This is a genomic window from Haloprofundus salinisoli, assembly GCF_020097815.1.
GTDB classification, from domain to species: Archaea; Halobacteriota; Halobacteria; order Halobacteriales; family Haloferacaceae; genus Haloprofundus; species Haloprofundus salinisoli.
In genome coordinates, this window is record NZ_CP083663.1 from 1,766,035 (window position 1) to 1,779,966 (window position 13,932).

Annotated in this window: 10 protein-coding genes; 7 read left to right on the forward strand and 3 right to left on the reverse strand. The window is 51.1% G+C overall.

Going from position 1 to position 13,932, the window contains the following annotated elements; translation table 11 throughout:
* Positions 1-37: 37 nt before the first annotated feature.
* Together LAQ73_RS09380 and LAQ73_RS09385 are read right to left on the reverse strand one after the other, a co-directional pair.
* Positions 38-1,111, reverse strand: coding sequence for a glucose-1-phosphate thymidylyltransferase (locus tag LAQ73_RS09380; protein WP_224268024.1), 1,074 nt, complete (start codon positions 1,109-1,111; stop codon positions 38-40).
* Between the two features lie 2 nt (positions 1,112-1,113).
* Positions 1,114-1,584 (reverse strand): cupin domain-containing protein, encoded by a 471-nt coding sequence (locus tag LAQ73_RS09385; RefSeq protein ID WP_224268025.1) that lies wholly within the window; start codon positions 1,582-1,584, stop codon positions 1,114-1,116.
* 202 nt (positions 1,585-1,786) lie between these two features.
* On the opposite strand from LAQ73_RS09385, the gene LAQ73_RS09390 reads away from it, so the two are divergent.
* The 7 genes from LAQ73_RS09390 (at position 1,787) to LAQ73_RS09420 (ending at position 10,583) form a co-directional block, all read left to right on the forward strand.
* Positions 1,787-3,202 carry a flippase gene (locus LAQ73_RS09390; protein ID WP_224268026.1) on the forward strand — a complete coding sequence of 472 codons (1,416 nt, stop codon included), beginning with the start codon at positions 1,787-1,789 and terminating at the stop codon, positions 3,200-3,202.
* Positions 3,203-3,205: 3 nt separating this feature from the next.
* Positions 3,206-4,417: a polysaccharide pyruvyl transferase family protein gene (locus LAQ73_RS09395; protein ID WP_224268027.1), complete on the forward strand. Its 1,212-nt coding sequence runs from the start codon at positions 3,206-3,208 to the stop codon at positions 4,415-4,417.
* Positions 4,418-4,535: 118 nt separating this feature from the next.
* Positions 4,536-5,624, forward strand: a complete 1,089-nt coding sequence (locus LAQ73_RS09400) for a glycosyltransferase family 4 protein (RefSeq protein ID WP_224268028.1) — start codon at positions 4,536-4,538, stop codon at positions 5,622-5,624.
* Positions 5,625-5,815: 191 nt separating this feature from the next.
* Positions 5,816-6,721, forward strand: a complete 906-nt coding sequence (locus tag LAQ73_RS09405; protein WP_224268029.1) for a glycosyltransferase family 2 protein — start codon at positions 5,816-5,818, stop codon at positions 6,719-6,721.
* A 33-nt stretch (positions 6,722-6,754) separates the two neighbouring features.
* On the forward strand, positions 6,755-8,296 hold the full coding sequence (locus LAQ73_RS09410) for an O-antigen ligase family protein (protein ID WP_224268030.1): 1,542 nt from the start codon (positions 6,755-6,757) through the stop codon (positions 8,294-8,296).
* Positions 8,293-9,474: a glycosyltransferase gene (locus LAQ73_RS09415; RefSeq protein ID WP_224268031.1), complete on the forward strand. Its 1,182-nt coding sequence runs from the start codon at positions 8,293-8,295 to the stop codon at positions 9,472-9,474. The genes LAQ73_RS09410 and LAQ73_RS09415 overlap by 4 nt, the downstream gene beginning before the upstream one ends.
* On the forward strand, positions 9,471-10,583 hold the full coding sequence (locus LAQ73_RS09420; RefSeq protein ID WP_224268032.1) for a glycosyltransferase: 1,113 nt from the start codon (positions 9,471-9,473) through the stop codon (positions 10,581-10,583). Before LAQ73_RS09415 ends, LAQ73_RS09420 begins: the two co-directional genes overlap by 4 nt.
* 106 nt (positions 10,584-10,689) lie before the next feature.
* Here LAQ73_RS09420 and LAQ73_RS09425 read toward each other — a convergent pair whose 3' ends face one another.
* Positions 10,690-13,674, reverse strand: coding sequence for a LamG-like jellyroll fold domain-containing protein (locus LAQ73_RS09425; RefSeq protein ID WP_224268033.1), 2,985 nt, complete (start codon positions 13,672-13,674; stop codon positions 10,690-10,692).
* Between the last annotated feature and the right edge of the window lie 258 nt (positions 13,675-13,932).

Genomic DNA, 13,932 nt, shown 5'->3' on the forward strand with positions numbered 1-13,932 from the left:
CCACACTCTGGACAGGCGGTCATGACGATGTGCATGGTTAGAGCTTGAGATTCGAGTTTTCACCAACAATGAGTCGTCTACCCTCTGGAAGGAGGTCGTCTGCACTCCCGATTGTCGTCCCACGGCCGATGAGGCTATCGACTATCTTACCATTACTCGTGACAGTCGTGTCGCCTATGAGCACTGTGTTCTCAACGTGGGCGTTGCAAACGGTACAGTCGGGGCCGATAGACGTATAGGGTCCGATGTACGTCCCTGATCTAATCGTCGTCTCGGCGTCAATGCTCACCGGACCGCGGACGACTGCGCCGGCCTCAATGGTCGCTGTCTCGTGCAGGTCGAGGTGGCCAGTGACATCGGCACCGTCCTCGACGGTACCTTCGGTACTTCGGGGGTGACGCTGGAGCACGAGTCGATTTGCGTCGAGAATATCCTGCGGACGTCCAGTGTCCTTCCACCAGCCTTTAACCACGTGGGAGTCGATGGCATTACCACGATCGAGAAGCCCTTGGATGGCGTCAGTAATCTCAAGTTCGCCGCGCCATGAGGGTTCGAGATTTTCAATGACATCGAATACTTTTGGCGAGAACGCGTAGATGCCGATAAGCGCGAGGCTCGACGGTGGGTCGTCTGGTTTCTCCACGAGTTGGATTACCTGTCCCTCATCGTCTACGTTGGCTATGCCGAACGCAGTGGGATTATCGACCTCCTGCAGAGCGATACCTGCCGCGTAGTTGCCGGACCGGAAGCTTTCCACGAGGTCAGTAATGCCTGAGTTGAGGATGTTGTCGCCGAGGTACATCACAAAGTCGTCTTCGCCGACGAACTCCTGTGCACAGCCCGCCGCGTGGGCGAGGCCGAGCGGTTCGCCCTGAACGATGTAGGTCACGTCGACGCCAAAGCACGATCCGTCACCGAGGAACTCTTGGACCTCCTCGCGTCCCTTATTCCCGAGGACGACACCGATTTCGGTGATACCGGCTTCCTTCAGGTCTTCAACGGCGTACTGGAGAACTGGTTTGTTCGCGACGGGGACGAGCTGCTTCGGCCCAGTATGTGTTATTGGTCGGAGGCGAGTGCCTTCTCCGCCGGAAAGTAAGACACCTTTCATGATTACTCGTGCGGGCCAGCGTCCCAGTCGAGGGGAATCTTCTCTGTGTCATAGGGGAGCCGCTCCTCGTCAGGGTTGTCGTAGTTATAGAGGTTCGTGGGGAAGTTCATCATAATTGCTTGCTCGTTTCCAACGACTTTGAACCCATGCCAGCAGTCCCCCGGGATTCGGACCACTTGCTGGTTGTGCTCACCAATGATGAACGTGTTGAGTTCACCCTGCGTGTGCGAATCTTCTCGGTCGTCGTACACGCCAACTTTGATTCGTCCCTTTGGACAGACGAAGTGGTCAATCTGACCTTTGAGGTGGCGATGCCAAGCGCGAATAATACCAGGATACGTCATCGAATAGTAGGACATTGCGGGCTCATGGTCGTACTCGTCCCAGTCCTCACGGAAAACTTCAACTAGGTGGCCGCGCTCGTCAGCATTGAGTTGGAGGTCTCGAACTTCGACATCGTGGATACGACTCATCTGTTTCACGAATTTCGTTCGAATCTAATAGCTCTGGCGAAGATCCGGATGGAGGGTCAGATTTGATTAGTCAAACATTCTTTCCCGTTTGATTGAGAGTGTTACAAGATCTTTGTAGATATTCGATACTGATAACACCTACTCTTGTTCATTTATCGTGTAGCCTCCAACAGAGGCCTAGAACGCTATTTGAAGATATAGTATGAATCTCGCACGCTCGTCTCTCAAGCTTTACATAGCAAACGTCACAAGTGCAGGGGTCAGTTTCCTTGGGATCACCTACTTCGCGCGGGAACTTGGGGCAACTCCCATAGGCGTGTTCTTCTTGTTTGAGGCCCTTCTTGGGATTCTTGCCATTCCAGCTGATTTCGGCTTGCGTGGGGCTGTTGAGAAGCGAATTAGCGAAGGTAAATCACAAAGTGAGTACCTTTCCAGTGCAGTTATACTCAAAGCTATTCCAGTTGTTGCAATTGTTCTCGGCATACTGCTTCTGCGATCATTCATTAACCGATATCTCGGGGCGAACATTGCTGTCTTTCTCGCAGTGGCAATCGTACTTCAGGAAGCTGCGCAGCTCACGGTTGCCGTCTTGAAGGGCGAACTTCGAGTCGACGAAACAGCTGTCCTTCAGTTGGTACGGCAGGTCACCTGGGTTGGAGTAGGGGTTGTACTTGTTTCACAGGGTTTTGGGGTGGTTAGTCTCGTTTATGGGTTATTGACTGGTCTAGTCTTCATGTTGGTGTTAGGCTGGTACAAATGTTCCATTACTTTAGGTCAGCCGTCAAGAGAGCATCTGCACTCACTTTTTGCTTACGGAAAGTATGATATCGTCTATTCTGTCGGTGGCTACTTTTATAACTGGATGGACGTGCTAATTATCGGATTTTTCCTCACGCAGGCGCATGTTGGGGCATATGAGATCGCATGGCGGATAACAGGTATGGTTATCATGCTTAGTAACTCGGTTGCAAGCGCTATATTTCCTCAGTTGAGTAAATGGAGTGCAACGGAAATGACTGCGAAGGTGGAACAGCTTCTACCCTATACCTTTATTTCGTCCGCTGTTATCATTATACCCGGATTCGTTGGCGGAACTTTATTGTCTACTCATATCTTGAGAATATTATTTGGACAAGAATACGTAATCGCTAGTGGCGTTCTATCATTACTTTTACTTGAAAAGGTATTTGAAGGGGGCCAAAACATGATCTCTTCTACGTTGCGAGGGCTGAACCGCCCTGATCTCTTAGCTAAAGCCTCACTTATAGCACAAATCGCCAATGTAGTATTGAATCTTGCTTTAATTTCGACATTTGGCCTCATCGGTGCAGCGGTAGGTACGCTTCTCGCTTCTTTAATAGGGGATTCCCTCTCGTATTACTACGCAGATGGCATCATAAATATAAGACTGCCATACAAGGAAGTCGCTTTAACAATCCTTTCCTCCGTTATAATGGGGGTAGGAATTCATATACTCCTTGCACAGGTAAAGGTCGACACAACCATGGAACTAACACTCGTGATTCTTACAAGTTTGTTGATTTACGCCGTATTTGAAATAACATTGGTCGCAGAGGTTCGAAAGTGGCTTACTGCATCGTTGAAACCACTATTATAGGACATGACTGATACATATTTTCTGATAAACTGGGCAGGACTAAACGTCGGTGATGATTTGCTTTCGGAAACCGTGATTAAGGAAGTTCTACCAGAAAAGTACGAATTATATCTTGCTAGCCACAGGTTAAGTTCACACCTAGAGAATACAGAGCAGATACTTGGTTGGATGCCTCTTTTTGAGATCAGCTCAAATATCTCTGAATTGGCACGATTTATAGGAGCTATTAGAGATAGCGATTACGTAATTATTGCGGGAGGAGATGTTCTCCGCCCAAGTTTTACTTCTGTACTTCCGCTTCTTTGCAGTTCCTTTCTAAACAAACCAGTATATATTCTCGGTGTCGGTTCGGTGGGTATGAATTCCCCTTTCTGGAGGGCTGTCTTCAGATGTGCTTTTAGTTCGACAGAAATTGTCTATACGCGTGATAATAGGTCGATGGAACTAATTTCAGAGCTACTGCCGAAGAGTACTGAACAAATTGTAGCCCCAGATTTGATCTTCTCCTACGATTTGGATGCTCAAAATAGCAACTCAGATGCGATAATCGTTAACCTTCGTTACGTAGATGAAGATACGTATTATGAGATGGGGGATGAATTAACCGAAAGGTTAGCAGATGACCTCTCGAGGCTATCAGTGGAGATGGGATATACGGAGATAATTTTGGTTCCTTTTGTTGATGATACTGCAATCCAAGTTACCGGTTTCCAGAGAGCAAGCGATATCCCAATACTTTCCGATTTGAAGGAAAGGTTGAAAGAAAGGTCTGGAGTAACTGTAACGATACTAAATAGACGACCGAACAAGGAAGAGTTTGAAAAAATACTAGAACGAGGTGATGTTTCTATTGGTATGAGATATCATTTTGTGATCACGTCCTTACTGGCGGATATCCCCACAATAGCGGTTCCATATGCCCCAAAGGTGGATCAGTTGTCTACTTGGGTCCCCGCTTTAGGAAAGCTCAACTACGGGAGAGATGTGGTTAACTATGACGATCTACGTCTTTTATGCGAAGATCCGAACCGAGAAGTGACAAATCAGGTAGAACAGTGTGTAGAGCTCACGGAAGCCGCTCTTGAAGAAACAAAAAGGGTTATATCAGACGGTTCCAGATCGGAGAGATGTCTCAAAGCTCAAGTTGGATCGTTATTGTTAATTCTGGCTGGCACTCTGGCAAATATGATTCTAAGATACGCCAATGAGAATTAATTTTGTGCTACCTAGTATCGGTATCGCCGGTGGAATGCGCGTCATTTTCGAATATGCAAATCACCTTTCGAAACGAGGACATGAAGTAACTATACTCTATCCTACTGTCCCCTCTCGAATGGGTCGTGAATGGTTTGCTCCAAAAGCGAGACTTATTCAAGCATTTGAAACACTTAGACATTTAGTGAGAGAAACGGATGTGGATTGGTTTGACGTTGATGTCGAAATCCGACAGATTCCGACGTTAAATCCCTCTCTCAGTAGATATTCTGAGAAGTTCATACCGGATGCTGAGGTGACTATTGCAACGGCGTGGGAAACTGCGTATCTAGTCATTGCACTGGACGACTCGAAAGGCGCAAAATCATATTTTATTCAGCATTATGAGATCTGGGACACGTGGAATAACGATGAAGCATGGACCCGAGTAGCTCAAAGAACGGATGATACGGCATCGTACCCGAAAGAAATGTACGAGATAGTTCCTCCAGATCGTCGAGCCCGACGACAGAAGAAGTTGGTTGACAATTCATACAAGTTACCAATTTCCAAAATCACAATTTCATCTTGGCTAGCAAACCTCTTAGAGACGAAATTCGACCAAAATGTTGCGGGTATTGTAACTAATAGCGTAAATCAGTCAATCTTCTATCCAGAGCCAACTATCGAATCCGAGACGGTTTCTCTCTTGCTCCCATACCGAAATTCGCCTTGGAAAGGAAAGCGGGAAGCGAAACGCCTCATAAACGAGATCGAGAATTCCTATAACGTCCAGATCAATACATACGGGTCCAGAGCTGGGGCCAAGAATCTCCCAGACACCGTCACTCATCATTCCAAGATCACTGACGAAGCACTTCGCCATCTTTACTCTAACTCGGACATCTTTATCCTACCAGCCTGGGTTGAAGGCTTCGGATTACCCCCCTTAGAGGCGATGGCGTGTAAATGTGCAGTTGTCACTACGAATGTTGGTGCAGTGCCAGACTACGCAGAGGACGGAGTTACTGCCTCTGTTGTTCCACCACGAGACAGTTCTGCGCTGATTGAGGCAGTGAGTGAGTTGATAGAGGACGACAAAAAACGACATCAGCTACAGCAACAAGGATACGAACACATCAAAGGATATACTTGGGACGATGCAGCTGAGTGTTTAGAGCAGGTCTTATACAAGGTTTGTTCTGGAGGCCGTGGGATTCACGAATGAAAAGAGACTGATTACGTCTTCTATTGACGAGTAAACGGATTTCATTGTTTTAGCGATATTGGTCCTGATACTCCTTTCCTTCTCACAGCCTATACTTTGTGGTTCGACTTCCAACAAACAGCGTTAAATCCGCTCAAATCAATAAACGAAAGTCAGATCTTCAGCCAGAAGGAAAATGAGATTCACTAACTATGTCTGATAGCGCTCCCTGTGTCGTTTCTTCGGTTCTTAACTGGAACAACTATAGGGATACAGCAGCGTGCCTTGAAGCACTCCAGGGACTATCATATCATAACCACAGGTTATTGGTTATCGACAACGGATCCACTGATGGTTCTAGCAAAAAACTTGAGCATGAATTCCCCCAAATCACCTTAATAAACTCCTCCGAGAACCTCGGATTCGCTGGTGGACACAATTTAGCAATTGAGCGTGCTTTGGAGCAGGGGGCTGACTACGTCTGGATTTTGAATAACGACACTTTTATTTCTAATCCGCTGACACTCACGCAACTAGTACAACAAGCTGAGTCAAATACCTCTATTGGTGCTCTTTCACCCCTCGTATACCGCTACCCAAATATGAGCGATCTCTGGTTTAGCCGCGGAAAAGTGAATATTGATGCGGGTGCAGCATGGCATGCGAACGACGCTACTGCCGGAGATGGACTTATCCGAGACAACGACTATCTTCCCTTCTGTGCTACCCTCTTTCCCATTTCTGTGTTCGAGGAAATAGGACTGTTATCCGACGACTATTTTCTTTATCTTGAGGATGCAGACTTCTGTCAACGGTTACTCGAAAGTGGATACGAACTGGTCACGGATACAGACTCGCATCTATTTCATAAGGAGTCATCAAGTTCAGGTGGGAAAGTCTCCCCAACTTCCTTGTACTACATCGCTCGCAACCGGTGGTTGTTCGCTAGACGTTGGAGTGGTGAGGTCAGAACATCATTCTATCGCACTTACCTACAATGGCTTGTTCTGCAAACTGTTCGCTGTGGATATAACTCTCGACCTTCTGGATTACCAGCTCTTATTTTGGGTACAAGAGATGGATGGCAGGGGAAGACAGGCAAAGGACCCTATCCGTAAAGCTATTCAACCAACCGCCAACAGGTGTTTTTAATGGAGTTGCTCACTCAAAGACACAAATTCAACAACTGGGATTTTTCTAGCCTCTTACTATGCTTTTTCGTTGTCGTATCTCCATTATCTGGGTTTGCTGCGTTCGTAGTCGGCAATACCGGTATCCAGTTCACGTGGATTGTTGGCGTTCTGATTATTTTTGCAGCTATTTACAGAGTTACAATGCAGAGGTGTCTTTCCCTTTCAGTTCCGATCATCTTACTGATCTGCTGGTTGGGTTGGATTTGCCTGACTGGGATAGCGCCACTCAGTACTGGCGAAGGTGCTTATATCCGTGAGTATCTGTTTGGTGTCGCTCGGTTTGGTTTCTTTACAGGTGTCGTTGTAGCACTTGCGAACTTAGGACTCAAAAAACAAAACATAACTCAAGTCTTCCAAATTCTCGCCCTTGTTGCTACGCTAGTATCTCTGTACGCTGTTTATCAATTTTTTGCGAGACAGTACGATTTTCCATTCGCATATCTCCACTTAACAAACCCATCATTACCCGTAGATGTCCAAGTAGGCAGTGTATACTACACCGACGGAGTTTTCGCCCGTGTCTCTTCAGTCTTCATGGAACCGTCATGGCTTGGAATTTACCTACTGTCTGCTATCATCGTGGTTTCAATCCCGATCATTTACGGTATGTCCACAGAAATTCTGTTTTCGGAATATTCTTGGAACAAACTTATTCTATCGATTCTTTCCCTTGCCTTCATTATTGCTTATTCTCTAGGAGCGTATTTCTCTTTCGTAATAACTCTCATGATATTTGTCGTTCTAGACTATCCAAAGGTCCGCTCCTCCCTGGTTAAGGCCGTCACACCACCAATTACGCTCTTTGTCATATTTGATTTAGTAACCGAACAAGGTCTCATTACCAGAGTGATTTCGGCTCGAATATTCAAACTAACACAAAAGGTTATGCGAGAAGCTGTTCCTGACGGGGTCCAAAGGACGGACTCCTCAACCTTAAGTGAAACTACGGCTGTCGAAACGAGTCAGCCTGGAAGTGACGCTACAGAAACTAGTACTCCGGCAAATGAAGAAAGGGAAACCGGAGGTGCTTCATTATTATCCCAGAATGAAACAGAGCGTTCCAGCCTCGGTACTCGAGTAGAGGAAGTTGAGTCGAGTCTTCAGATTTGGTCAACTCATCCAATTTCAGGTGTTGGAATAAACAATTTCCAATTCTACTCACGATACGATGGAGGAGGTATTTCATTTGTTTATTCTTTGATGCTTGCAGAGCAGGGTATCGTCGGTCTAAGCCTTTTTCTTGCTTTCTCTGGATATCTTTTGTTCCGGCTCTTCAATGCTTCCGGTGGACTACAACCCCAGTCACTGACAAAGGAGCAATTAATTCTCCGAATCCTGTTTTATATAATCCTTGCTGCTTTCATAAGCTCAGTGTTTAGATCACAGCCTTACCTCATGCGCTTTTGGTTCTACATAGGAATTTCGATTGTTGCACTCACGCTGTTCACCGATGGAAACCGTCAAATTAGCCTCGGTCAGTATATTCCAGATGTAAAATGAAGATTGGTTTTCTCACACCATTTGAACCGTTTCCACCGAACGAAGGTGGACGAATCGTCGCCTACAATCACCTCCGGCACCTCGCGGAACGCGGTCACGACATCCATCTCTATGCGACCGTTGGCGACAACTCATCCCCCCCACAGGAACTCATAGAGCTTTGTGTTGAATGCGAGTACGTTAGTCGCGATCGGTCACTGTCGGTCTACTTTCGAGGCTACGACGTTCCATTCCCTGTCGCCAGTAGACATCTCCCAACTCTCGAATCTGCACTTCGTCAACGAAGTTCGAAGTTAGATGTGATAGTTGCCGAACACACCTTCCTCGCGAAGTACTTCGAGGACATATCGATTCCAACGTGCCTCTGCGTCCATAATCTGGAGTACCAGTCGATGCTATCAAGTGGAGTGAGCCTATTTCCCTCTCCGCGATCTCTTGCATACTTCGCTGACGCAGTACGAACGTACGTTTTTGAGCGCGATATCTACGGTACGCCGCAGGCTGACTCGTTCGCCTTTCTTTCTCAAAGCGAACTCGCAACCGTTTCTCGAAAGTATCCGTCCATGGCTGACCGGACCTGGCACTCACCAGTTGGCGTTGATGTAGATCGATTCGATGCTGCTCCTGAACCGACCGAGTTCAACGGTTCGGGCCCGCGTATCGTCTTTACTGGAACGATGCGATACCCACCAAACGTCAAGGCGGTCTCTTGGTTCGTCGAGGAAGTCTTCCCGGGAATCCGGGCTAATGTTCCAGATGCCGAATTCTTCATTGTCGGAAAGGCACCTGTACCTGAAATTAGGCGTCTCAACAAACATTCTGGTGTGACGGTTACGGGACAGGTCGAGGATACGACGGAGTACATTGCAAACGCAGACGTGTCAGTTGTCCCCCTTCGCGAGGGGACAGGAATCCAAATAAAGCTCATCGAAGCACTCGCTGCGGGTAATCAGACTGTAACGACGTCAGTCGGAATCGAAGGAATCGACATCTCTGATGGAGAGCACGTTCTCGTCCGCAACGACGCGCCCGGATTCGCGCAGGCGGTAACCGACATTCTCTGCCGACCTAACGAGTTCACAGAACTGGGGCAACAAGCCCGAAAGCTGGTCAGATCTACCTATGCATGGGAGGCGGTTATGGACGACTTTGAGTTACATCTCCGGGAGTTACAATGACCGGTGAAAAACACACTGTTCTCCAAGCGAGCAAGTTTTACTACCCCCAAGTCGGCGGTATTGAGAAGGTGGTAAGACAACTCGCTGAGGGACACGCTAGCTCTGGGTACTCCCACCGTGTGCTTGCCGCTGGAACCAATCTCCTCGGACAATCAGAACGCGTGAACGAAATTCCAGTACACCGCGTTGGAAGCTTCGGGTCACTCCAGTCAGTCCCACTCACGCCGCTGTTCCCGGCGTATCTTCGCCGCGCTGCACGTCAGGCCGACATTGTTCACTACCATGTGCCGAATCCAGTTGCTGTCCTCTCACATATTTCTGCAGGAATTAACGTTCCGACGGTCGTCACATACCATAGCGACATCATCCGTCAGAAGACTGCCCTCAAACTCTATGAACCAGTGCTCCGCCGGTTTCTGGAAAACGTAGATCAGGTCGTAACTACTTCGCCGCGCCTACTCAAACATTCGCCGTTCCTCAACGACTACCGCGAAAAGTGTCAGGTCATTCCACTCGCTATCGACGTTACCGGTATAGAGACTTCCAAACGTAACAACAAGAGCACAGGGAACCCGTTCGTCCTGTTCGTCGGACGATTGAGTTACTACAAAGGGGTGCAGTACCTCGTTGACGCCGCTGTGGACGTGGACGCAGATATTGGGATTGTCGGTGACGGTGATCTGCGTGCAGAACTTGAAGCAAGAGCGAGGGACCGTGGCGTGACCGATCGACTGACGTTCTTCGGTCGAGTTTCCGACGAACAACTGGCAGCGCTGTACAGACAGGCAGATGTTTTCGTCCTTCCATCGGTCGAACCGAGTGAAGCGTTTGGAATTGTCCAATTAGAGGCAATGGCACGCGGTGTTCCAGTAATTAACACTAATCTCTCAACAGGGGTACCCTGGGTCAGTCAAGACGGCGAAACCGGACTTACAGTCCCACCACGTGATTCAGATGCCCTCGCGGATGCAGTAAAACGACTCCTCGCCGACGATGATCTTCGGCACTGTCTCGGCCAAAATGCAAGAAAGCGTGTTGAATCCAAATTCACAGAGGCACGGATGCTGGAACAGTATAGACGGTTGTATCAATCTCTTCACACTAACTAATTCAACTCACCTTGACAGTAGTGGCTGCCAGTTGTACACGTAAGAGACTGCTTTGCAAACGGAGTAAAATTTATCTCTTCACTATATCATATGAAGAGGTTTTCACTCAATCGCGGTTCGATTTACTCCTGGCCAGTTTCCGAACGGTTTCGGGAGGGAGTGCTCGGCCGAACAAACGTACTTCGTCAAGATATCCGTCGAACGCGTGTGCCGAATCTTCAGCGGACCGACTACCGAACCGAAGCGGGCTGTCGAACGCCACTGATCCACCGTCAACATCATCCGTGGCCTGCTGCGCTCCGTTGATGAAGATCCGCCTTGTCTGCCCGTCGTACGTTAGGGCTACGTGCGTCCACCTATTGATCGGCGCAGTACCTGCTGTGAAGAATTCGTTGGTTACGCCGGGGATACGGAAGGTGATTCGACCGCTCTCTTCGAGCGCGATAGGGAGCTCATTCGGTGTTGTGAGCAACTCTCGGTAGTTGTTCCCCTGGCCGATATCGAGCTCCGTCGGTTTGACCCAGAAGCTGAAGGTGAACTGTTGTGGCACCTTAACGTTCGTCTCAAGATACGACGGCTTCGACGAGTCGAACTGTAGTGCAGCACCTTTCACGCCGTCGTCGGTCCACTGCGCATTGACGATGCGCCCTATCGTCGTACTGACTCGGCTATACGCAACGTCACCCTCACCGACATCGAATGGGAAGTGGAAGACACCGCCTCTGTCGTGTCTAACGAATTTAGTCCCATCTGTCACTGCTTTCGATGGGACCTGGACAGTCCCTGCTGGAAGTTGGTACGTCCCCTCGTACGGCACCGTCGCACCGTACACGCCGTACGGATTAGGAGTAACCGTGTTCTGATACGTGAACTCGGTGTCGTTGATACGGACGTCGGTCTCGATAGTGACCTTTTCTGCGTTCTCGCGAACCCCGACAATCGTCGCTCCGGGCACCAGCGTGAACACCCTGTGTCCGTCTCGGGCGTAGACAACTCTGTAGTGGCTCAGGGCTCCAGCGGTGTCAGTCTCGCTTCCGAAGTGAGTATACAGCCGCGTCTGCAGTGACTTCGGCGATGCTGCGACCTTTGTCATGACGATGAAGCCAACTCTGTCACGCAGTTTTTCGTACCAGTCTACTGGCTTACTTGAGAGCTGGAATTCTCGGTAGTTCTGCTGTGCAAACCCATATGATTGCGAGTTACCGGTCACGAAGTAGTTGTAGACTCGATTCCAACCCCACTCGCTGAAAACGTAATTCTGCGGATACTCCCAGCCCTGTTCCTCGGAATACTCGCGCATCCACGTCGCCGCTTCGTATAGCCCGTCCGAGACGAGCAATTGTCCCGTCTTCACCGGAATCTGGACGAAACTGAAGCTCCCGGCGAACAGCCCGAGTCCCAGAAGCGACATCGCCTCGCGGCGCTCCGGGCGTTTCAAACCGACCGTCTCGTTCGCCCGTTCACGCCCGCGCCGCCCCGACTCCGCCTTGGCGAACGGCTTCGGCATCCGAATAGCGTCGATTTTCGCCGCCAGATGGACGAAGCCCAACCCCGCAAAAATCGCGACGAAAACCGACAACTCACCAGCAAACCGTAGCTGAATCAGCGCCAGCGCCAGGAAATACCACGTGTACGTCGCCGTCGCGAGCCACTCCGGTTCGTACTCTCGAACGGCTCGGAGTACCGCCCATCCGGCGTACGGCAGTCCCAAGAGAATCATGAGGCCGAACGAAAGGAACGGTCCGACGAGCGACCCCTGGTCGGCGCTGACGAGCGACTGCGTCTCGACGATGCCTTCGGCCTTGAAGAGGAACTGCATCCCGCTCTGGAGTTCGGCACCCAGTTGCGGCACGACAAAAGGCAAAATTCCGAAGACGACGACACCCGCGACGACCTCACCGCCCGCGAGCGCTCGAACCGACCAGCTCTGCCGCGAAGCCAGTTCAGCGACGCCCACCACAGCCGCAGCGCCGACGAATAGTCCAGCGGGTGCGAACCCAACCGTCGACCCGTGCCATCCAAGCGCGACGTGCGTACCCGCGGTCAGCACCGCGCCGAGGCCAAGCCCTCCAAGCACGCCGCCCAGCTCCCGAACCGGCGACCTCCCCGCCCGAACGGCCGTCGTCGCCCAGCCGACCACAATGAGACCCAGCGGGAGAATCAAAAGCGGGCCGGCCTCCCACGCGAGCGTCTGCCCGGCGACGGCGACGCCGAACACCGCGCTCCAGAACGCCGTCCCCGCGTCGCGAATCCGACCCGACCGAACGGTGAGCGACACCAGCGCCGCCGCGGTCAGCGCGAGCCAGAAGTAATCGAACGCGTGGTGGTCGGCGAACCCGAGACTCGTCCGGTAGGCGTGCGCGGGAATCAGCGCTAGCGCCAGCACCGCCGCGAGTGCGACTCGCCGGTCGTCGGTCAGCCGAAGGGTCGCCAGATACACCAGCGCGCCGGTCAACACCGCGAAGACGGCGGGGTAGAGGGCGAGGACGACGCCCGATGCATTCGCATCGCCGCCGAGCAGTTCCGTCCAGAACCAGAGCATCACGATTAGCAACGGCTCCCCGGCCGTGACGCGCTGCGGCAAAGACGCCAACGCACCGAAGTCGAAGGGACCGCTCGTCTCCGCGGCTACCGTCTCAACCAAGTACCGGTAGAAGTAGGGGTCGTTCGCCGAGAGGACGATAGCGCCGTCGCGAAACACCGCCGAAATCGAGATGAGTCGGACGAGCGTGAGAAATATGAGCGCCCCGACGAGCGCGAGTGCCGCGGTCCGGTTGACGCTCACGTTCGATAGCGACGGTATCGAAAGCGACTGCGACTTCACCTCCGCGGTCGTCGCCGACTCTGACGCAGTTGCTTTTTCGCCGTCAAGCGCCGCCCGCACCGCCGCAGGGTCATTGACCCGATACCCGCCGTCTCGCTTCTCGACGATGTCCGCAGCCACGATCTCGCCGAACAGTCCCGAATCGACGTCCACGTCGTCGAACGTCCAGGTGCCGTTCTCGTCGGCGGCGAGGATGGAGCGAAGCGCCGACTCGGCGTTCGGACGCTCCGCGAGGAGGGCGGTCGTCGCCTCGCGTGTCTCTGTCATTGCTGGCTACACGGCGAAAGAAGGGTTAAAATCCTCCGAAGGGCGGCGAGTATCGATTCCCGAGCTACGCCGTCCCGACAGCCTCTTCCTGCAACCGCTGCTCGGCCTCGTCCCTATCCTCGGGTTAACCGACGTTGATGCGCCAGCCGTCGAGGCGAATTGCGTCCGCGTCGGCACGCTCCTCGCGCTGTCGGCGGAGCTATCGAACGAACCCGACGAGTTGGATGTGGCGAGCGAACCGAATGTGCCCATCGTCGG